Annotated in this window: 22 protein-coding genes; 4 read left to right on the forward strand and 18 right to left on the reverse strand. The window is 69.3% G+C overall.

From position 1 onward, the window contains the following. Window positions 1-197 precede the first annotated feature (197 nt). Complete coding sequence (yajC, locus tag IEY36_RS01235; RefSeq protein WP_188965093.1) at window positions 198-560, reverse strand: preprotein translocase subunit YajC; 363 nt, start codon at window positions 558-560, stop codon at window positions 198-200. A 90-nt stretch (window positions 561-650) separates the two neighbouring features. On the opposite strand from yajC, the gene IEY36_RS01240 reads away from it, so the two are divergent. Then, a complete protein-coding gene (locus IEY36_RS01240) occupies window positions 651-1514 on the forward strand; it encodes an ATP-binding protein (protein WP_188965094.1) in 864 nt (287 codons plus the stop codon). Further along, window positions 1511-2470, forward strand: a complete 960-nt coding sequence (locus IEY36_RS01245; RefSeq protein WP_229681002.1) for an MBL fold metallo-hydrolase — start codon at window positions 1511-1513, stop codon at window positions 2468-2470. The genes IEY36_RS01240 and IEY36_RS01245 overlap by 4 nt, the downstream gene beginning before the upstream one ends. Before the next feature lie 6 nt (window positions 2471-2476). On the opposite strand, the gene serS is transcribed toward IEY36_RS01245, so the two are convergent. From serS to IEY36_RS01310, 13 genes are all read right to left on the reverse strand, one after another. After that, window positions 2477-3745 carry a serine--tRNA ligase gene (gene serS / locus IEY36_RS01250; RefSeq protein ID WP_188965096.1) on the reverse strand — a complete coding sequence of 423 codons (1269 nt, stop codon included), beginning with the start codon at window positions 3743-3745 and terminating at the stop codon, window positions 2477-2479. 13 nt (window positions 3746-3758) lie between these two features. Beyond that, window positions 3759-4505 (reverse strand): twin-arginine translocase subunit TatC, encoded by a 747-nt coding sequence (gene tatC / locus IEY36_RS01255; RefSeq protein WP_188965489.1) that lies wholly within the window; start codon window positions 4503-4505, stop codon window positions 3759-3761. Between the two features lie 57 nt (window positions 4506-4562). Next, the gene (gene tatB / locus IEY36_RS01260; RefSeq protein WP_188965097.1) at window positions 4563-5201 is read right to left on the reverse strand and encodes a Sec-independent protein translocase protein TatB; all 639 of its coding nucleotides are present in this window, start codon (window positions 5199-5201) and stop codon (window positions 4563-4565) included. Window positions 5202-5290: 89 nt separating this feature from the next. After that, complete coding sequence (locus IEY36_RS01265) at window positions 5291-6337, reverse strand: ABC transporter ATP-binding protein (protein WP_188965098.1); 1047 nt, start codon at window positions 6335-6337, stop codon at window positions 5291-5293. 11 nt (window positions 6338-6348) lie between these two features. Further along, window positions 6349-6507 carry a hypothetical protein gene (locus IEY36_RS01270; protein WP_188965099.1) on the reverse strand — a complete coding sequence of 53 codons (159 nt, stop codon included), beginning with the start codon at window positions 6505-6507 and terminating at the stop codon, window positions 6349-6351. Beyond that, window positions 6504-7313, reverse strand: coding sequence for an SMC-Scp complex subunit ScpB (scpB, locus tag IEY36_RS01275; RefSeq protein WP_229681003.1), 810 nt, complete (start codon window positions 7311-7313; stop codon window positions 6504-6506). The genes IEY36_RS01270 and scpB overlap by 4 nt, the downstream gene beginning before the upstream one ends. Further along, the gene (locus IEY36_RS01280; RefSeq protein ID WP_188965100.1) at window positions 7297-8055 is read right to left on the reverse strand and encodes a segregation and condensation protein A; all 759 of its coding nucleotides are present in this window, start codon (window positions 8053-8055) and stop codon (window positions 7297-7299) included. The genes scpB and IEY36_RS01280 overlap by 17 nt, the downstream gene beginning before the upstream one ends. Next, the gene (locus IEY36_RS01285; protein WP_308423097.1) at window positions 8052-8762 is read right to left on the reverse strand and encodes a site-2 protease family protein; all 711 of its coding nucleotides are present in this window, start codon (window positions 8760-8762) and stop codon (window positions 8052-8054) included. Before IEY36_RS01285 ends, IEY36_RS01280 begins: the two co-directional genes overlap by 4 nt. After that, window positions 8759-9790: a beta-N-acetylhexosaminidase gene (nagZ, locus tag IEY36_RS01290; protein ID WP_188965101.1), complete on the reverse strand. Its 1032-nt coding sequence runs from the start codon at window positions 9788-9790 to the stop codon at window positions 8759-8761. Before nagZ ends, IEY36_RS01285 begins: the two co-directional genes overlap by 4 nt. A gap of 10 nt (window positions 9791-9800) precedes the next feature. Continuing rightward, window positions 9801-10550: an SPOR domain-containing protein gene (locus IEY36_RS01295; RefSeq protein WP_188965102.1), complete on the reverse strand. Its 750-nt coding sequence runs from the start codon at window positions 10548-10550 to the stop codon at window positions 9801-9803. A 43-nt stretch (window positions 10551-10593) separates the two neighbouring features. Then, window positions 10594-12441 (reverse strand): arginine--tRNA ligase, encoded by a 1848-nt coding sequence (locus IEY36_RS01300; RefSeq protein WP_188965103.1) that lies wholly within the window; start codon window positions 12439-12441, stop codon window positions 10594-10596. A gap of 132 nt (window positions 12442-12573) precedes the next feature. Then, entirely contained in the window at window positions 12574-13149 is a 576-nt protein-coding gene (locus tag IEY36_RS01305) for a hypothetical protein (RefSeq protein WP_188965104.1), read from the reverse strand. Window positions 13150-13332: 183 nt separating this feature from the next. Continuing rightward, a complete protein-coding gene (locus IEY36_RS01310) occupies window positions 13333-14481 on the reverse strand; it encodes a deoxyguanosinetriphosphate triphosphohydrolase (protein WP_188965105.1) in 1149 nt (382 codons plus the stop codon). A gap of 104 nt (window positions 14482-14585) precedes the next feature. Here IEY36_RS01310 and IEY36_RS01315 point away from each other — a divergent pair, with 104 nt between their 5' ends. Next, window positions 14586-14939 carry a HesB/IscA family protein gene (locus IEY36_RS01315; RefSeq protein WP_188965106.1) on the forward strand — a complete coding sequence of 118 codons (354 nt, stop codon included), beginning with the start codon at window positions 14586-14588 and terminating at the stop codon, window positions 14937-14939. 386 nt (window positions 14940-15325) lie between these two features. Further along, the gene (gene xth, locus IEY36_RS01320) at window positions 15326-16093 is read left to right on the forward strand and encodes an exodeoxyribonuclease III (RefSeq protein ID WP_188965107.1); all 768 of its coding nucleotides are present in this window, start codon (window positions 15326-15328) and stop codon (window positions 16091-16093) included. A gap of 7 nt (window positions 16094-16100) precedes the next feature. On the opposite strand, the gene IEY36_RS01325 is transcribed toward xth, so the two are convergent. The 4 genes from IEY36_RS01325 to IEY36_RS01340 all read right to left on the reverse strand — a co-directional run bounded on the left by IEY36_RS01325 (window position 16101) and on the right by IEY36_RS01340 (window position 20451). Continuing rightward, on the reverse strand, window positions 16101-16445 hold the full coding sequence (locus IEY36_RS01325) for a hypothetical protein (protein WP_229681004.1): 345 nt from the start codon (window positions 16443-16445) through the stop codon (window positions 16101-16103). 365 nt (window positions 16446-16810) lie between these two features. After that, a complete protein-coding gene (gene ilvD, locus IEY36_RS01330; RefSeq protein WP_188965109.1) occupies window positions 16811-18529 on the reverse strand; it encodes a dihydroxy-acid dehydratase in 1719 nt (572 codons plus the stop codon). 78 nt (window positions 18530-18607) lie between these two features. Next, a complete protein-coding gene (locus IEY36_RS01335; protein ID WP_188965492.1) occupies window positions 18608-19609 on the reverse strand; it encodes an LLM class flavin-dependent oxidoreductase in 1002 nt (333 codons plus the stop codon). A gap of 41 nt (window positions 19610-19650) precedes the next feature. Further along, window positions 19651-20451 carry a DUF72 domain-containing protein gene (locus IEY36_RS01340; protein WP_188965110.1) on the reverse strand — a complete coding sequence of 267 codons (801 nt, stop codon included), beginning with the start codon at window positions 20449-20451 and terminating at the stop codon, window positions 19651-19653. Window positions 20452-20454: the final 3 nt, after the last annotated feature.

Raw genomic sequence — 20454 nt, forward strand, 5'->3', positions numbered from 1 at the left:
GCCAGGGGCGGCATGACGGGTGCTTGAAATGGCAATCGCCTGCTGGCCTCTGCCCCGGGCGGCCGTCTCGGCGGGGCTACGCCCCGTCGGACGCCGCGTGAGAACGCCCACCACGGCCTGCCGATGGCGCAATCGCGAAGGGCGCCGGGGCTGTCCCCCAGCGCCCGATGTCAGTCGCGGGAGGTGATATGCGGCGTTCAGCCACTCTTGACCGCCGAGCCCTGGTCGTTCGCCGCCTGCGGGCGGACTACGCTGGTGATGGTACCGCGCACCAGCATCACGCGCACATTCGGCGCGATCTCGGCCTCGATCTCGTCCGAGCCTTCCTTCACCTTGGTGATGGTCGCGACGATGCCGCCCGCGGTGACCACCCGGTCATTGCGCTTGAGCTGCGTCAGCATCTCCCGGTGATCCTTCATCTTCTTCTGCTGCGGGCGGATCAACAGAAAGTAGAAGACGACGAAGATCAGCACGAGCGGCATGATCTGCATGGCGATGCCGGCGGCGCCACCGGCTGCGTCCTGGGCGTGCGCGACCGAGATCGCGAAGGGGTTCCACATGGTGCTTGTTCCGTCTTCCGGCGTGATGGCGCGGAACCTAGCGGCCCGCCCCTTCCCGTCAATAGCGTCCCGTCCTATGCCCGGGAAACCATGGATGATACCCCCCTGCTGCCCGCCCTCACCCGCATCGCCGAAGCGCTTGAGCGCTTGGCCCCGCCACCGGTCTCCTCGCTGGAGCTGACCTCCGCGGATGCCTTCGTCTGGCACCCCGAACCGCGTCCGCACCTCGCCCCGGTGCCGCAGGTCGCCGCCGTGCCGATCGCCCTGCTGCAGGGGATCGAGAGCCAGAAGGCGTTGCTGCTCGACAACACGATGCGCTTCGCTCGCGGCTTTTCCGCCAACAACGCCATGCTGTGGGGCGCGCGCGGCACCGGCAAGTCATCCATGGTCAAGGCCGCCCATGCCACGGCCAATGCCGAGATCCCCGGCTCCCTCGCGCTGATCGAGATCCATCGCGAGGACATCCGCACCCTGCCCGACCTGCTGGGCCAATTGCGGCTGCAGCCTCGCCGCTGCCTGGTGTTCTGCGACGACCTGTCCTTCGAGAAGGACGATGCCGACTACAAGGCGCTGAAATCCGTGCTCGATGGCGGCATCGAGGGGCGGCCGTCCAATGTGCTGTTCTATGCCACCTCGAACCGCCGGCACCTGATGTCGCGCGACATGATCGAGAATGAGCGCAGCACCGCCATCAATCCCGGCGAGGCGGTGGAGGAGAAGGTCTCGCTGTCGGACCGCTTCGGCCTGTGGATCGGCTTCCACAACGCCGACCAGCCGACCTTCTTCGCCATGATCGAGGGCTATGCCGCCCATTTCGGCCTGCCCATCTCCACCGAGGACCTGCATGCCCAGGCGATCGAATGGTCGGTGACGCGCGGCGGCCGCTCGGGGCGGGTGGCGTGGCAGTTCATCCAGGATCTGGCGGGCCGGCTTGGAGTGAAGATCGACCCGTGAGGGGCGCGGGGCGCGACCCGAACGGCCGCTTCCTCAATCCGGATGGGTCCTCGGGCGGCAAGCGGCTGTCCGAGGTGGTCCGGCTGATGTTCGGCGGCAGCGGCGCGCCCTGGCCGGCGCCGGCGCCGGTCCACCCGCAGCCGCCGCCCGTGCCGCCGCCGGCGGGCCATGTCGCGGTCACCGCCATCGGCCATGCGAGCTTCTGCATCGCCTTCGCCGGTGGCCCGGTGCTGCTGACCGACCCGGTCTGGAGCCGGCGCGCCAGCCCCTTCAGCTTCATCGGCCCGCATCGCCATCGACCGCCGGGGCAGCCGCCCGACGCCTTGCCGCGGCCTGACGCGGTGCTGGTCTCGCACAACCACTATGACCATCTCGACCTCGCCACGCTGCGGCGGCTGGCGGGGATGGACGCGCCGCCGGTGATGACCGGCCTCGGCAACGCGCCGCTGATCCGCCGGTCAGGGCTGCGCCAGGTGACGGAACTCGACTGGTGGCAGGCTCATGACCTGCCCGGCGGCCACCGCATCACCTACCTGCCGATGCGGCACGGCTCAGCGCGCGGCCTGCGCGACCAATGCCACGCGCTGTGGGGCGGCTTCGCGATCGAGACGGCCTCCGGCGCCCGCCTGTTCTTCTGTGGCGACACCGCCTGGGGGCCGCATCTTCAGGAGATCGGCGACCGCCTGGGTCCCTTCGATGTCGCCCTGGTGCCGATCGGTGCCTATGACCCGCGCTGGTTCATGAACACGGTCCACATGAACCCGGAGGAGGCGCTGCTGACGCATCACGCGCTGCGCGCGCGAACATCGATCGCCATGCATTTCGGTGTGTTTAAGCTGACGCGCGAGGCGATCGACGAGCCCACCACCCGTCTCGAAGCCCTGCGCGGGGACGCCGATTTCCGCATCCCCACCTTCGGCGAGACCATCACCCTGCCGGTCACGACGACCGGCTGAGGCCGTTCAGCCGATCTTCTCACGCCCGCCCATGATGGGCTGCAGCACCGCCGGGATACGGATGGACCCGTCTTCGTTCTGATAAGTCTCCATCACCGCGATCAGCGCTCGGCCGACGGCGACGCCCGACCCATTCAGCGTGTGCAGGAACACATTGCCCTTGCCTTCCTTCGGCTTGAAGCGGCCGTTCATGCGCCGAGCCTGGAAGTCCCGCGTGTTGGAGCAGGAGGAGATCTCGCGCCAGGCCTGCTGCCCGGGGAGCCAGACCTCGAGATCATAGGTGCGCGCCGCGCCGAAGCCGGTATCACCGGCACAGAGGAACACCCGTCGCCAGGTCAGGCCGAGATCGGTCAGCACCCGCTCGGCGCAGCGCGTCATGCGCTCATGTTCCTCGACGGATTGCTCGGGGGTGGTGATGGTGACCATCTCCACCTTCCAGAACTGATGCTGGCGCAGCATCCCCCGTGTGTCGCGCCCGGCGCTGCCCGCTTCGGAGCGGAAGCAAGGCGTCAGCGCCGTCAGGCGCATCGGCAGGTCCGCCTCGGGAATGATCGTATCCATCGCGAAACCGGTCAGCGGTACCTCGGCGGTCGGGATCAGCCAGCGTCCGTCGGTGGTGCGGAACAGGTCGTCGGCGAATTTCGGCAGCTTGTCGGTACCGTAGGCGACGGCGTCGTTCACCAGCAGCGGGACCGAGGCCTCGGTGTAGCCGTGTTCCTCGGTGTGAAGCGCCAGCATCCATTGGCCGAGCGCGCGTTCGAGCTGCGCCAGCGCGCCCTTGAGCACGGTGAAGCGGGCGCCAGCGATCTTCGTCGCAGTGGCGAAATCCATCAGACCGAGGGCTTCGCCGAGCTCGAAATGCTGCTTCGGCTGGAAAGCGAGCGACGGGATCTCGCCATGTTGGTGCAGCACGACATTGGCGGTCTCGTCGGCGCCATCGGGCACTTCGGGGTCGAGGGTATTAGGCAGGACTTCCAGCAGCGCTGTCTGCTCGCGCTCGGCCTCGGCGGCGGTCGTCTCCAGCGCGGCCATCTCGTCGCGCAGTGCGATCGCCTCGGCCTCCAGGGCGGCGGTGTCGCCCCCCTGGCGTTTGGCCATGCCGATCTCCTTGGCGATAGCGTTGCGGCGCGCCTGCTTCTCCTGCTGCGCGGTCTGCGCGGTGCGGCGCGCTTCGTCACGCGCCAGGATGGCGGCCGACGCCGGCGCAATTCCGCGCCGTGCCAATGCCGCATCAAACGCCGCGGGGTCGGCGCGGACGGCCCTTATGTCATGCATCGCCGGCTATCCCTCAGGCGTCGTCGTTGCGCTTGGGCGCCATCCAGCGCGCCGCGAAGATCGAGATTTCGTAGAGCAGGATCAACGGTACCGCGAGGCCGATTTGGCTGATGATGTCCGGCGGCGTGATGATCGCCGAGACCGCGAACATGCCGACGATCGCATAGCGTCGTCCCTTGCGCAGCGTCTCGACATTCACGATGCCGACCTTGACCAGCAGCGTCAGCAGCACCGGCAGCTGGAACGCCGCGCCGAAGGCCAGGATCATGTGCATGACGAGCGACAGATACTCGCCGACCTTCGCTTCGAGCTGGATCGGGATGCCGCCGGAACCCGCGGGCGTCTCGAAGGAGATGAAGAATTTCCAGGCCAGCGGGAAGATGAAGTAGTAGGCGAGCGCCGCCCCCATCAGGAACAGGAAGGGTGAGGCGATCAGGAACGGATAGATCGCCCGCTTCTCGGACCGGTACAGCCCCGGCGCGATGAACAACCACAGCTGCGTCGCCCAGATCGGGAAGCTGAAGAACACCGCGCCGAAGAAGGCCACTTTAAGGTAGGTGAAGAAGGCTTCGTACAGGGCGGTGAAGATCATCCGCCGTTCGCCGCCCGATTGCTGCGCGAGAATCCGCGCCAGCGGCTCCGCGAGGAAGGCGTAGATCTGGCGGGAAAAGTAATAGCAGACGGCGAAGGCGATGATGAAGGCGCCAACCGACCACAGGACCCGAAGGCGCAGTTCCTTCAGGTGATCCATCAACGGCATCGGCTTGTCGTTGATCGGATCTTCTTCTTCGGTATTCGAAGCCAAGGACACTGTCCCCTACACGCTTGGGGTGGTGGGGGCGGGCCGGGGCGGCTCGGGCGGCGGAGACGGCTGGGCGGCCGGCGTGGCAACCGGTTCGGCCATCGGCGCGGACGCCGTGGCGGGAAGCGGCGCAGGCGCCGTGGTGAAAAGCGGCGCGGAGGACGCCGAGGGGGCCGGCTCGGAGGGCGGCACGAAGGCGGGTGCCGCCACGGGCTCGGGCAGCGGCGCGGGCGGCGGCATCGGCGCGGCCCAGCGCGCCACGTCGGGCGGCACGAAGGCGGGCGCGTTCTCGGGCACCGGCGGCGGCTCATAAGGCGCCGGCGGCGTATAGCTGCTGCCGCCCATCATCGGGTCATCGAAGGCCTTGCGCACTGAGCCATCACCGTCGACGGCCTTCTCAAGGTGCCCCTTGATGTCGAATTTGCGGATGTCGCTGATGGTGTTGCGCACATCGGCGATCTGGTTGCGCACGTCGTCGAGCTTCGCTTCCCGCACAAGCTCATCGGCCTGCTGCTGGAACTCGGCAACCTTCCGGCGCAGGGACTGAATCCCCTTCGCCACGCCCTTGATGGCATCGGGCAGGTCCTTGGGCCCGATGACGACAAGCGCCACCACGGCAACCAAGGCGATCTCGGACCAGGCAAGGTCGAACATGCGTTCCTTATCCTCCGGCGTCTTTCTCTGCCGGCAGGGGACGCCCCGTTAGCAGGAAGCCGGCATCACGCCAATGCGGTGACGGATATCTAGGGTGCCTCGGGCGGAAACACGAAGGCCCGCTCGGGGTCAATCGCAACTGTTACACGTTCGCCACGTGACAACCGTCGACCGGGCGGCAGCCGGGCATGCAGGTGCAGCAAGCCCCCTGCCCCATCCGGCAGCGACAGATGCACCAGCGTCGTTGCGCCCAGCAGCCGGCAGGCATCCACCGTCGCCTCCGTGCCGGAATCGGCGCCCAGGCGCAGGCCTTCGGGGCGGACCAGCACCTCGACAGTAGCGCCATCGGCCATGCCCGGAGCAGGCAGGGCACCGACCGGGGTCTCGGCCAGGCCACAGATCACTCGCGCCGTCAGGCGGTTCACCTCGCCGAGGAAGGTCGCGACATAGGGGTCGGTCGGGCCGAAATAGAGCTGTTCCGGCGGACCGAGCTGGAGAATCCGCCCCTCCCGCATCAGGGCGATGCGGTCGCCCATGAACATCGCCTCCTCTGCGTCATGGGTGACCAGCAGCGTGGCGATGCCGGAGGTCTGCAACACATGCAGTGTGTCGTCGCGCACCTGCTCACGCAGCCGGGCGTCGAGGCTGGCGAAAGCCTCGTCCAGCAGCAGCACCGCCGGACGCGGTGCGAGGGCGCGGGCCAGCGCCACGCGCTGCTGCTGCCCGCCCGAGAGCATGTGCGGAAATGCCGCCTGAAATGCCTCGAGACCGACCCGGGCGAGCGCATCCATCACCCGCCAGCCACGTTCGCCGCGCGGGGCGAAGCGCAGGCCGAAGGCGACGTTTTCCGCCACCGTCAGATGCGGGAACAGCGCGTAATCCTGGAACACGAAGCCGACGCCGCGGCGTTCCGGCGGCACGTCCCGCCCCGGTTCGGCGATCACCTGCCCACCGAGGTCGATCCGCCCGGCCTGCAAGGGTTCGAGCCCCGCCGCCAGGCGCAGCAGCGTCGTCTTGCCGCAGCCCGAAGCGCCGAGCAGGCAGACGATCTCCCCCGGCGCGACGGAAAGGTCGATGCCGCGCAGCACCTCCTGGGCGGAATAGGCGTGGCGAATGCCGTGAAATTCGAGAGACATGCTTTATGCCCTCAGACGGCGGGCGCCGGCCATCCGGCCGGCTTGCCTTCGCGCATCCAAGGCGCATTGGCGGCGGCTGGCGGGCGGTCGCGCGCGCTCGCGCTCGCGCTGTGCGCACCGGGCCGGCCTTCGGCCTGCCTGGGGGGTGCTTTTCCGGTGATGGTGGTCATGGTCCCGCCGGGGCGGCCGGCGGCTCGTCCTGCTCCGGTTCCGAGGTGGTTTCGGGCTCGGCAGGGGGCTCGGGTTCCGGCTTCTCGGGCCGCATTCCCTGCAACGGCAAGGGCGGGCCGGTTTCGGCGGTCACCAGTTCCTCCTTGCGCGGCAGGTCGGACAGCGCGCGCAGGCTGAATTGTTCGAGGAATTTCGGCGTCGTCCCCCACAGCGTCGGGCGGCCGGGCACTTCGCGCCGGCCGCGCGGGGCGACCAAGCCCAGTTCCAGCAGCGCCTCCAGCGTCGTCTGCGCCAGCGCGGCGCCACGAATCTCCTCGATCTCGCCGCGCGTGCAGGGCTGGTGATAGGCGATGATGGACAGTGCCTCCATCGCCGCACGCGGCAGCCGGCGCGGCGCCTGCACCACCTTGGTCAGCCGCTGCGCGAGGTCCGGTGCGGTACGGAAGGCCCAGCCGCCGGCGACCTCCGTGAGTACAACGCCACGGCCCTCGCAGGCCTCGGCGAGCGCCGCCATGACGATGCCGGCGGTCAGCCCCTCGGGCAGGATGGCGCCGAGCATGGCCGGTGTGACCGGCTTGTCGGAGGCATAGACCAGCGCCTCGGCCAGCCGCACGGCGGCGGCGAGCAGCGCCGGGTCGGGCGCGACGTCATCGGCCGGCACGCCTTCGGCGACCACCTCCTCCACCGAGTCCATCCCGGACCCGGCCGTCGTGTCGCGGTCAGTCGATTCGCGCGGCGCGGCGAGCGCCACGTCCGCGGGCTGCTCCGGCGCGTCCGGCCTCGGCTCGTCAGCCTGGTTGGTCATCCGCGGTCCCTTCCTCGGTCCGGCGGCGTACCATGATAGGACCGAAGGCCTCCTCCTGGCGGATCTCGATCCCGCCGCCGCGCGCCATCTCCAACCCCGCAATCAGCGTGCTGGCAAGGGCCGCGCGACGTTCCAGCGGGTCCATGATTGTATCGGGCAGGAATCCCTGCAGCACCGTCCAGGACGGCAGCGCGCCGACGAGCCGGGTCAGCCGCTCCAGCGCCTCCTGCACCGAGAACAGCTTGCGCGGCTTCGGGCGATACGGCCGCTTGGCCAACGCCCGCCGCCGCGCCGCGACATAGGCCTGTAACAGCGACGGCAGGTCGGCATGCAGCCCGGACCGGTCCTCGACGCGCAGACTCTCCGGCGCGCCACGGCCGAACACGTCATGGCCGAGCCAGGGCCGCCGGTTCAGCCACAGCGCGGCGGCACGCATGCGTTCCAGCTCAACCAGTCGGTCGGCGAGCTGTTCGGCCAGCGCCTCGGCATCCTCGCCCTCGGCTTCCTCGGGGGGGATCAGTAAGCGGGACTTCAGCCAGGCCAGCCAAGCCGCCATCACCAGCCAATCGGCGGCCAGTTCCAGCCGCACCCGCCGCGCGCCCTCGATCACCGCCAGATACTGGTCCACCAGCGCGACGATCGAGATCCGCGCGATATCGACCTTCTGCGACCGCGCCAGTTCCAGCAGCAGGTCGAGCGGCCCTTCGAAGCCGTCCAGCGTCAGGTGCAGCGACTCGCTCACCCGCCGCCCCCATGCCCGGCGGTCAGCAGCACGAAATCGAATACCGGGGCGACGATGTTGCGCAGGAACAGGTTCATCGGGTCCCAGGCCGGCACGGCCATGGGCAGGATGAACAGGAACATGATCACCACCAGGATGCCGTAGGGCTCGACCCGCGCCAACGCCATTGCCGGCCCGCGCGGCAGCAGGCCCACCATGATCCGCCCGCCATCAAGCGGCGGCAGCGGGAGCAGGTTAAACAATCCAAGCACCAGGTTCGACATGATGGACAGGCCGACGAAGCGCAGCAGGAAGCGCGTCATCTCCGGCCCCAGCTCCCCTTGCCCCCAGAACACCAGATGCGCCAGCAGCGCGGCGATGACGGCGAGCACCGCATTGGTCGCCGGCCCGGCGGCGGCGACCAGCACCATCCCCCAGCGCGGATTGCGCAGCTGCCAGATGTTCACCGGCACCGGCTTGGCCCAGCCGAACACCCCCTGCACCTGGCCCATGGCGAGCAACTGCCCGGCCACCATGACGCCCGGCAGGATGATCGTGCCCATCATGTCGACATGGCGCAGCGGGTTGATGCTGATCCGCCCGGCGCGCTGTGCCGTGTCGTCGCCGAGCCACAGCGCGGCGTAGCCATGCGCGGCCTCATGCAGCGTGATGGCGAGGATGGCGGCGATCGCCGCCGCCGCCACCTCCGGCAGCCAATCGGGCATCATGCCGGCCGCGCGGTCGGGTCGTCGCCGGGTGCCACCGCCGCCAGGGCGCCAAGCGCCGCATCGCGCAAGGCCCGCAACGCGTCGGGCCGGCGGCCATGGAAGGCCTCGGTCATCGCCCGAGCCTGGGCCAGCCGCTCGGCCGCGCGGTCGGTCAGCGTCGGGCAATCGGCCAGCAGCGCGGCGGTGTCGCCCAGCCGGCCGGTGCAATGCAGCACCAGGTCGCAGCCGGCCGCCAGCGCCGCGCTGGCCAGATCATTCGACGCACCGGCCAGCGCACCCATCGCCAGGTCATCGGTCACCAACACGCCCTCGAACCCGATCTCACCACGGATGATGTCCCTGATCACGACCGGGGAAATGGTGGCAGGCAATGCCCGATCCCAGGCCTCGTACAGCACATGCGCGGTCATCGCCCAGGCACCGGAACCCGCCAGCGCTTGGAACGGGGCGATATCCGCGGCGAGGTCGGCCACCGAGGCCGTCACGCGCGGCAATTCATGGTGGCTGTCGGCCAGCGCCCGGCCATGGCCGGGAATGTGCTTGATGACCGGAATCGCGCCGGCGGCCTGCAACCCCGCCACAAAGGCGGCGCCGAGTCGGGCGATCACGGCGGGGTCCTCGGAAAAGGCGCGGTCGCCGATCACGCCATGCGCGCCGGGCAGCCGCAGGTCGAGCACCGGGGCGCAAACCACGTCGAGCCCGACCTCCCGGCAGACACGCCCGAGCAACTCGGCATTGGCCCGCAAGGCCGCTTCCGGCGCATGCTCGAAGGCGGCGGCGGGCGGGAATCGCTCCCACTGCGGCGGCTTCAGCCGGGCGACGCGGCCGCCCTCCTGATCCACCAGGATGGGCGCCTCGGCCCCGAGGATGTCGCGGATCTCGCCGGTCAGAGCGCGCAACTGCCCCGGCTCGGCGACATTGCGCGCGAACAGGATGGCGCCGACCGGCCGGCGGGCGCGCAGCAGCGCGGCCTCCTCGGCCGTCAGGCGCAGGCCGGACAGGCCGATGATCGCCGCGCGGGGGGTCACGCCGGCAGCGTCAGCGGACCACGACGCAAGGCATCCGCTTCGCCTTCGCCTGCTCGCAGAAGGCCTGCGCGGTGGCCGTGTTGGCAAAGCCGCCAGTCCGCAGTCGGTACAGTGTCGTCTGGCCTTCGCGTTCGAAGCGCACCACCTGTGGCTGGAAGGCGCCGAGCAGGTCGGCATGTGCCCGCGCCAGGCGGTCCCATTCCCCGCGCGCCGATTCCTCGGAGGTCAGCGCGCCAAGCTGCACGCGGATCCGGCCATTGGCCGCCGGGGCAAAGGTCGTGGGCGCGGCGGGTTGTTCGGCCGCCGGTGCGGGGGCAGGCGCGACGGTGGCGGCCGTGCGCGGCACCGCGGCCGGCAGCTGCGGCTGCGGCGTGGCGGCAGGGGCCTCCGGCGCGGCAGCCCGCGGCGGCGGCTGCGCTACTTGGGCGCGCAATGCCTCAAGGCTCGGCGCCTCCGGCTCCGGCGCCAGGCGCGCGTCGCGGGGCTGCAGGTTGCTGCCGCGGTTGCGCTCGAAGATCAGTTCGTCCTGGTTCGGCACGCGCAACCCGCCGGGGTCGTCCGGGCGCACCTTGAAGGGACGCGGGTCGGGTTCGATCACCGGCACCGAACGCGGCCCGCCGGCACGCGACAGCCCCCAATAGATGCCGCCGCCCACCACCAGCACCGCGGCCACGCCGCCGCCGAACGCAACCATCCGCCACGGTGCCCCGCCATCATCGGAACGCCGCACGCGATAGGATGGCACCGGTACATCTGTCACGCCCCACCCCCCCTGACTGCCCCTGGGGCCATGGTCGAGCCCGTCAGCGCATTTCCTCCACCGGCGTCACCCCCATGACGCCGAGGCCCGAGCGGATCACCGTCGCGGTCGCCGCGACGAGGGCCAGCCGGGCCCGGGTCGCCCCCCGATCCTCCGTCCGGATGAACCGAAGCGTCGAATCGTCGCGACCACGGTTCCACAGTACATGAAAATCCCCGGCCAAGTCCGCTAAATAGAACGCGATTCGATGCGGCTCGCGCGCTGTTGCAGCCGCTTCCACGCTGCGCGGCCAGGCCGCCAGCCGGCGGATCAGCGCCATTTCCGACGGATCGGCCAGGGCCGTGAGCGGCACATCGGCCAGATCGGCGACCAGCGCGGCATCCGCGGCCTCCGCCTGGCGCAGCACCGAGCGGCAGCGCGCATGCGCGTACTGCACGTAGAACACCGGATTGTCGCGCGACTGCTCGACGACCTTGTCGAGGTCGAACTCCATCTGCGCGTCGGATTTGCGCGTCAGCATGGTGAAGCGCACCGCGTCGCGACCGACTTCCTCGATCAGGTCTCGCAGGGTGATGTAGGTGCCGGCGCGCTTGGACATGCGCACGGGCTCGCCCGCCTTCATCACATGCACGATCTGGCAGAGCACGACCTCGAGCGGCACGCGGCCGTCCGAGACCGCGCGCACCGCCGCCTGCATGCGCGAGACATAGCCGCCATGGTCGGCACCCCAGACGTCGATCAGCAGCTCCTGCCCACGACCGACCTTGTCGGCGTGATAGGCGATGTCATTGGCGAAATAGGTGTTGGTGCCGTCCGACTTGCGCAGCGGGCGGTCCACGTCGTCGCCGAACTCCGTGGCGCGGAACAGCGTCTGCGGGCGCGGTTCCCAATCATCGGGCGTCTTGCCCTTGGGCGGCTCCAGCACGCCTTCGTACAGCAGCCCCTTGTCTTCCAGCAGGCGCACCGCGCCCTCGACGGCACCGGCCTCGACCAGCGAGCGTTCCGACACGAACACGTCCTGCTCGACGCCGAGCAGTGCCAGGTCCTCGCGGATCTCCGCCATCATCATCGCCACCGCGATCTCACGCGCGGTGTCGAGCCAGGCGGATTTCACCAGCCAGCCGCGTTCCAGCGCCGGGGCATAGGCTGAGAGCGTCTCCTCCTCCGGAACGGTGCCGCCCTCGACGCGACGCGGCATCATCCCTGCGCCGTGGCGCTCGGCCAGCGCATCGCCCACCGCGACCAGGTAGTCGCCGCGATATTGCAGCGTCACGCCGAACCGCTGTTCGGTGTTCTCGGCATTCCACTCATCGGCATCGAGGGTGACCGCGCGCAGATACCGCCAATAGGACGCCCAACCGAGGGCGCCGACCTGGTTGCCGGCATCGTTGACGTAGTATTCCTTGGTGACGTCCCAGCCGGCCTTCTTCAACAGATTGGCCAGCGCATCACCCACCACCGCGCCGCGGCAATGGCCGACATGCATCGGCCCGGTCGGGTTGGCCGAGACATACTCGACATTCGCCCGCACCCCGGCGCCAATCGTGCTGTCGCCATAGGCCTCCCCGGCGCGCAGCACGGCCGGCAACTGGGCGCGCAGGAAATCCTCGTCCAGCCGCAGGTTCACGAAGCCGGGGCCGGCCGGCGTCGCCTCGGTGACCATCGGCAGCGCGGCGAGCTTCTCGGCCAGCGCGGCGGCAAGCTTCTGCGGCGGCATGCGGGCCGGCTTCGCGGCGATCAGCGCGGCATTGGTCGCCATGTCGCCATGCGCAGCATCGCGCGGGGGCTCCACCTGCACGCGCGCCAGCGCCTCGGGCGGCAGATCGGGCACCAGGGCGGCAAGCACGCCGCGCACCTCCTGCGTCAGCAGGGCGAAGATATTCTCGGTCATGTCATACTCAGGCAGGGATGTCGGGGCGCTTGATACGCCATGCCGGCGCCGGGGCGTAGCCACCCTGGCCCCGTCATCGACGATTTGCCGCATCCGTGGCCTGGCCCGGGCACCGTCCTGGCCCGACTGGCGCTACAGCGTCCGGTCGAAGCGGCTCTGATCCATGGCGGCGAAGTCCTGGATGTCGGACTCCTTCAACTTCCACTTCTCGACGAGGAAGGTCTTGAGGCGCAGCGATACCGACCAGGCCCCGCCGGCGAGCATGGTGTTGCGGGATTTCTTGGTCGCCGGCGTCTTCGGCCCGATATTGAGCAGGCCGAGCATGGTCGAGCACTGCACGCAGCAGGGCTTGCCGACGCAGTCCAGCGTGACCGAGCCTTCCTGCAGCACCGCCTCGACCGCCTCGTTGCCCATGCTGCCGATCAGGAAGTCGAGCGCATCCATCTCCGCATGGCCGTGGCCGTTGCCGGTCTGGCCTTCATAGCCTTCGGGGTCGGAGTCGAACTCCTCGCTGTCGACGAAAATGACCGCACGGCACTGGGCGGAATGGTCGTCATGGTCGCCAGCCTGTTCCTCGGCGGCGAAGCTGTCCCAGGCTTCCGCGACGTCGAATTCGCGATATTCACGTCGCGAGCGCTTCGGTCGCCCGCTGGTCAGATTGCCCTGGGACGCTGTCCGCTTGGCGCCGCCGTCCGCTGATCCACTCATCGAACCGTTTCCTCAACCTGCCCGCCGGGAAGCGAGGCTAGCCGAGCCGGACGCGGAATGGAATGTGCGAAGGCCCGTGGCCAGAGCGGCTTGCGATCGACTGCGCTCACGCCAGCCGTCCAAGACACTGCCTGATCGGAGATCGTCACGCGCCTGGCTCACTCCGGCCGGGCGCGACCACCTCTAGCCTGGCACATCCGGGTCGGTCAGGCGCCGGTGTTCCTCCAGCGCGTAACGGTCGGTCATGCCGGCGATGTAGTCGCACACGACCAGGGCGCATTGGGCGCTGCCGGCATCCCCGGCGCGGCTGCGCCAATCGGGCGGCAGCATCTGCGGCCCGCCATGCAGCAGGCTGAACAGCATCTGCACCACGCGCTTGGACTTCGCCATGGTGCGGTTGACCCGCCAGTGGCGGTACATCCGCGTGAACAGGAAGTCGCGCAGCGCCAGGTTGGCCTCCGCCATGCGCGGCGAGAAGGCCACCACCGGTTCCCTGGCGCGGCGGATGTCATCGACGCTGGCCGGGTCCAGCACGGTGAGGCGCCGGCGCGTCTCGACCTCGACATCGACGACCATCAGGTTGATGACGCGGCGGATCATCTCCGGCGCCACGCGGTCCGGCGCCATGTCCGGGTTGGCCTGGCGGGCCTCGGCCAGCGCCTCGCCGATCAACGGCAGCGTGCCGACTTCCTCGAGCGTGAACAGCCGCGCCCGCAACCCGTCATCGAGGTCGTGGTTGTTGTAGGCGATGTCGTCGGCCAGGGCGGCGACCTGCGCCTCCGCCCCGGCATGGGTGTCGAGGTCGAGCGGGTGCCGCGCATCGTAGTCGGCGATGTAGGGGGATGGGCGGCGCAGCGGGCCATTGTGCTTGGCCAGGCCCTCCAGCGTCTCCCAGGTCAGGTTCAGCCCGTCGAACCCGCCATAGCGCGTCTCCAGCAGCGTCACTGCCTTGAGCGACTGCGCATTGTGGTCAAAGCCGCCATAGGGCTTCATCGCGCTGTTCAGCGCATCCTCCCCGGCATGGCCAAAGGGCGGGTGGCCGAGGTCATGGGCCAGCGCCAGCGCCTCGGCGAGGTCCTCGTCCAGCGCCAGCAGCCGGGCGATCGAGCGCGCGATCTGCGCGACCTCGATGGAATGGGTCAGCCGGGTGCGGAAATGGTCGCCCTCGTGATAGACGAAGACCTGCGTCTTGTACTGCAGCCGGCGGAAGGCAGTGGCGTGCACGATGCGGTCGCGGTCCCGCTGGAAGGGCGAGCGCGCGTCACCCCCCGCTTCCGGATGAAGCCGGCCGCGGGAAGTCTCGGGGCGGACGGCATAGGGTGCCAGAACCATGCCGCGGGCCGTAGCACCGCGCCGCACCCGACGGCAACCGCAAGGCCGTCGTTGGAACCGGCGCCCGGAAGCCCTATCTTGATCGCCAAGGAGTCCAGACCGCCATGCCCGACGGGTCCATCACCGCCCCCGCCTTCCGCGTCACCGAGCGCGCCCACGCCCAGATCACCGACATCGCGGCGCGCGAAGGCCGCCCCGCAGCCGGGCTGCGCCTGGCGGTCGAGGCCGGCGGCTGCTCCGGCTTCCAGTACAAGTTCGGCCTGGAGGACGGCCCGGCCGAGGACGACCTGATCGTCGGGGAGGGTGCCGGGCGTGTTTTCGTCGACCCCGTCTCGCTCGACCTGCTGGCCGGAGCCGAACTGGATTGGGCCGAGGAACTGATCGGCGCGCATTTCGCCATCCGCAACCCGCAGGCGGTCTCCGCCTGTGGCTGCGGGACCTCCTTCTCGGTCGGCTGACGCGTTTGAGCGTGACGACCGCCGCTGCGGCTGCACCGAAGGTCTGAATCGCGCGATCATTCCCGGGTTCGGAAGGTGATGCGCGAACCACATCGAATGCGTCACGTTCTATTGCATCGCAGCATTTTCATTGAAGGTCAGTATTGCTGACCTATAAGCTCCCCATGGCAGGCCGCCAGCCGGTGGCGGCCCCAAGCGGAGGCTGCATCGATGCCCGAACCGATCAATGCCTATGGCGTGATGCCCGCGATCATCGCGCGCATCGGCTTCTTCCTCGGCTGCATGGCGCTGGCGGTGGCGGCCTGACGGCCCCCGCCTGATCGACGTGCCTTGACCGCGGCTTCGGCGGAAGGGGTATGGTGCCCCTCCCCTGCATCGAAGCCGGCATGAAACTCGCGACCTTCAACGTCAATTCGATCCGCCAGCGGGCGGGCCATGTCGCGCGCTTCCTCGACCGCGTGAAACCCGAGATCCTGTTCCTCCAGGAGACCCGCTGCACCGCCGAACAGGTACCGGCCGGCGAGTTTGAAGCCCTCGGCTACACTGCCCATGCGGTCGGCCAATCAGGCGGGCGCAACGGCGTGGCGGTGATCGCCAACATCCCCTTCGAGGTGGTCGCCGAGGTCCTGCCCGGCGATGCCGAGGACAGCCAGGCCCGCTACATCGAAATCCGCGCCGGGGGGCTCAACGCCGCCGGCATCTACCTGCCCAACGGCAATTCCGGCGGCGAGGCCGGCTTCGCCTACAAGATCGGCTGGATGGAACGGCTGCGCGCGGTCGCCGCCGAACGGCTCGACACCTTCACCCCCTTCGCGATGCTCGGCGACTTCAACGTCTGCCCGACGCCGGCCGACCTCGCCCCCGGCGCTCTGCCGCCGACCGATGCGCTGGTGCGGCCCGAATCGCGCGCCCAGTTCCGCGCCCTGCTGCATCTCGGCCTGACCGACGCGCTGCGCGCGCTGCACCCGGCGGAGACACTGTTCACCTACTGGGACTACGGCGCCGCCTTCGAGACCAATCGCGGCCTGCGCATCGACCATGTGCTGCTCAGCCCCGACCTGGCGGAGCGGCTCGAAGCCTGCGAGGTCGACACCATGCCGCGCAGCGAGACGCAGCCTTCCGACCACACGCCGGTGATCGCGACGCTGCGCTGAACCCGTCTCACCAGCGCCGGTAATACCCGCCCGGCCGACCCCAATAGCCGCGGGGGCGGCCGTAATAGCCCGGCCCCCAATAGCCGCGCCCCCAGCCCAGCCCGATCCCGATGCCAACCGACGGCGCCACCACCATGGGCGACGGCTGCGGCGCCGGCACGACATAGACCGGCGCCCCGGGGTAATAGCCATAGGAGGGTGGCGAATAGAGCACCGGTGGACCGGGCGGCGACGCATACGTCACGGCCGGCTGCGCTACCGGTGGTGGCCCCCAGGTGCCATCGGGGTACTGCACGCAGCCGGCAAGGGCGACGGGCAGCAGAACGGCCAAGGTCGGCCAAAGCTTACGCATCAACTCATCCTTCCGCGCCGGACGGCCCGGATGGCCGCCTCAGACCCAGCGCCAATGACCTCCCCAGCACCGGCCATAGGCATCACAGCGTCGCGGCACCCACACCCGGCGACGCGGCGCAGGTTCAACATACACCGGCGGTGGCGGTCCGGGGGCGGCATAGACGACCCGCGGCGGTGGTGGCGGCGGTCCGGCCACCGGATAGGCAACGCAACCGGCCAGGCCGATTCCGGCCAATAGGGGCAGCAGCAGGCGGGACGTCATCATCACGGTCTCCCGTATGGGGGCGGCGGTTGATGCCGCAGCCCCTCAACGCACGGGTTAAGTGGCGCGTTGCCTGTGGCGACGCGATGGCACCACGATGGCTATTGGTCGGCGTAACAATGCGTCTCGGCGGCGCCACCGGGGTTGGTGACAGCACCGAGATAGGCCGGCCCCACAAGCTGCGCATATTTCCACAGCGCGCCGGCATTGTAGTCATGCGCGCGAGGCTTCCAGGCAGCGCGGCGGCGGGCGATCTCCTCGTCAGGCACCAGCATGTCGATGGTGCCCTTTTCGGCATCGATGACCAGCCTGTCGCCGTTCTGCAGCAACGCGATCGGCCCACCGACCGCCGCTTCCGGCCCGACATGGCCGATGCAGAAGCCGCGCGTGGCACCCGAGAACCGCCCATCGGTGATCAGCGCCACCTTGTCGCCCATCCCCTGGCCGTAGATCGCCGAGGTGGTGGACAGCATCTCCCGCATGCCCGGCCCGCCCTTGGGGCCCTCATAGCGGACGATGATGACGTCACCCGCCTTGTAGGCGCGGGCGTCGACCGCGGCGAAGGCGTCCTCCTCGCAATCGAAGCATAGCGCGGTGCCTTCGAAGCGCAGGTTATGCATGCCGGCGATCTTCACGATGGCGCCTTCCGGGGCGAGATTGCCATGCAGCGCGACGACACCGCCGATCGGGCTGATCGGGTTGCTCGTCGGATGCACCACATCCTGGTCCTTGGGGATGATGACCTCGCGGTGGTTCTCCGCCAGCGTCTTGCCCGTGACCGTCAGGCAATCGCCTTTCACATAGCCGCCATCGAGCAGGGCCTTAATGATGACCGGCACGCCACCGATGCGGAACACATCCGCCGCGACGTATTTCCCGCCCGGCTTGAGGTCGGCGATATGCGGCGTCTTGCGCATGATCTCGGCGACATCCTGCAAGGTGAAGCGGATGCCGGCCTCATGCGCCATCGCCGGCAGGTGCAGCGCCGCGTTGGTGGAACCGCCGGTCGCCCCGACAATCGCCGCCGCATTATGCAGCGCGTCGAGCGTGACGATGTCGCGCGGGCGCAGGTTGCGGCGGATCAGCTCGACCACCGCCTTGCCGGACGCCACGGCGTAGTCGTCGCGCGTCACATCCGGCGCCGGCGCGCCGGCGGAAAACGGCAGCGCGAGGCCGATCATCTCCGACACGCAGGCCATGGTGTTGGCGGTGAACTGGCCGCCGCAGGCGCCCGCCCCGGGGCACGCATGGCGTTCCAGCTCGTCCAGTTCCTCATCCGACATGTTCCCCGCGGCGTGCTGGCCGACCGCCTCGAACACATCGAGCACCGTCACGTCATGGTCGTGGTGCCGGCCCGGCATGATCGACCCGCCATACATAAACACGCTCGGCACGTTCAGCCGCAGCATGGACATCATCACGCCCGGCAGCGACTTGTCGCAGCCGGCGATGCCGACCAGCGCGTCGTAGCAATGCCCGCGCATCGTCAGTTCAATGGAATCGGCGATCGCCTCGCGGGATGCGAGGGACGACTTCATCGACTGGTGCCCCATGGCGATGCCATCGGTCACCGTGATGGTAGTGAATTCGCGCGGCGTCGCCCCCGCCGCCTTCACGCCGACCTTTGCCGCCTGCGCCTGGCGCGACAGCGCGATGTTGCACGGCGCGGCCTCGTTCCAGCAGGAGGCGACGCCGACCAGCGGCTGTTCGATCTCCTCCTTGGTCAGCCCCATCGCGTAATAATAGGAACGGTGCGGCGCGCGCTCCGGCCCCATGGTGGTGTGGCGGCTCGGCAGGCGGGACTTGTCCCAGGCGGTCATGGACGATTTCCTCACGCGGGGGTCGGGGGCCGGTCGCGGGCCGGCTTCCCCCCTATCGAAGGCCGATCGCGCGGCGCGTCAAGCGGCGATGCCCACCATCGCCTGAGCCTTCGCGAGGATTTCGAAGGATCGCAGCCGTGCGCCATGGTCGTGGATCTGCGCGGTGACCATCAGCTCATCCGCCCCGGTCCGCGCGGCGATCTCGGCGATGCCCTGCCGCACCGTCTCGCGCGTGCCCACCACCGAGCAGGACAAGGCATTGTCGAGCATAGCCCGCGCATAGCGGTCGAGTTGTCCGTCGAACCCCTCGACCGGCGCCGGCAGCTTGCCCGGCCGGCCGCTGCGCAGGTTCACGAAGGCCTGTTGCAGGGAGGAAAACAGGAAGCGCGCCTCATCCTCCGTCTCCGCCGCGAAGACGTTGACGCCGACCATGACATGTGGCGCGGCGAGCCGTTCGGAGGGCCGGAACCGCTCGCGATACACCGCGATGGCATCCATCATCTGCGCCGGCGCGAAATGCGAGGCGAAGGCATAGGGCAGCCCCAGATAGGCCGCGAGCTGCGCGCCGAAGGTGCTGGAACCGAGGATCCAGGCCTCGACCGCTTCGCCGGCACCGGGGACCGCACGCAAGGCCTGGCCGGGCTCGGCCGGGCGGAAATAGCTCAGCAACTCCACCACATCCTGCGGGAAGGCGTCCTCGCCGCTGGTGAGGTTGCGCCGCATCGCCCGCGCCGCCACTTGGTCCGTCCCCGGCGCGCGGCCGAGGCCGAGGTCGACCCGCCCCGGATACAGCGCCGCCAGTGTACCGAACTGCTCGGCGATGATCAGCGGCGCATGGTTGGGCAGCATTATGCCGCCCGCACCGATGCGGATGCGCTGCGTGCCCTCCGCCACATGCGCCAGCGCGACCGCGGTCGCCGCACTGGCGATGCCTGGCATGTTGTGGTGTTCGGCCATCCAGAAGCGCCGGTATCCCAGCGCATCGGCATGACGGGCGAGATCGCGCGAGTGTCGTAACGCTTGGCCGGCGTCACTGCCCTCGGGGATCGGGGAGAGGTCGAGAATGGAGAGCGGGATCATACCGTGCATATGGGCGCACCCGCGCGGCCCGGAAGCCCGGATCAGAGCCGCGAGATCAGCGCCATCGCCGCGGCAGGGTTGCGTTCCTTCTCGCCACTGATCACGAACAGGAACACATCACGCGGGGTCGGCGGACCTGGCTCCGCGACAGGCGCGGCCAAGCCGTCGAGCCCCTGCCCCGCCGCCAACCGTCTCGCCCGTGCCGCCCAGGCGTCGAGCGCCGCGGCATCATAGCCCTCCGGGTGGTCGGCCGTGGTGCCCATGATGCGCAGATAGGCGAAGGGCGCCGTCAGGTCGGTGAATTGCGGGTACTCCCCATCCGCCGCGGTGACGATCGCCACGCCGTGTCTGCGTGCAATGGCAACGAAGTCCGGGTGTCGGAAGCTTTCATGCCGCGCCTCGATGGCGTGGCGCAGCGTCAGCCCGTCCAGCGCCTTCGGCAGCAGGCCGAGAAACGCGTCGATATCGGCCGCGTCGAATTGCTTGGTCGCGGCAAGCTGCCAGTTGATCGGGCCAAGCTTCGCCTTCAACGCCGTAAGCCCGCTGGCGAAGAACTTCTCCAGCGACGGCCCCGCTTCGGCCAGCACGCGGCGGTTGGTGACAAAGCGCGACCCCTTCAGGGCGAAGACGAAGCCTTCGGGCGTCTCGTCATGCCAGCGGGCGAAACTATCCGGCGATTGCAGGCGATAGTACGTGCCGTTGACCTCGATGCCGGTCAGCTGCCGCCCGGCATGCGCCAGCTCGTCCTTGTGCGGCATCCCCTTCGGGTAGAACACGCCGCGCCAAGGCGGAAAGGTCCAGCCGCCAATGCCGACATGGATGCGTCCGGGGGTGGCAGGCATGGT

This window comes from Neoroseomonas lacus (genome assembly GCF_014644535.1).
Taxonomy (GTDB): Bacteria; Pseudomonadota; Alphaproteobacteria; order Acetobacterales; family Acetobacteraceae; genus Neoroseomonas; species Neoroseomonas lacus.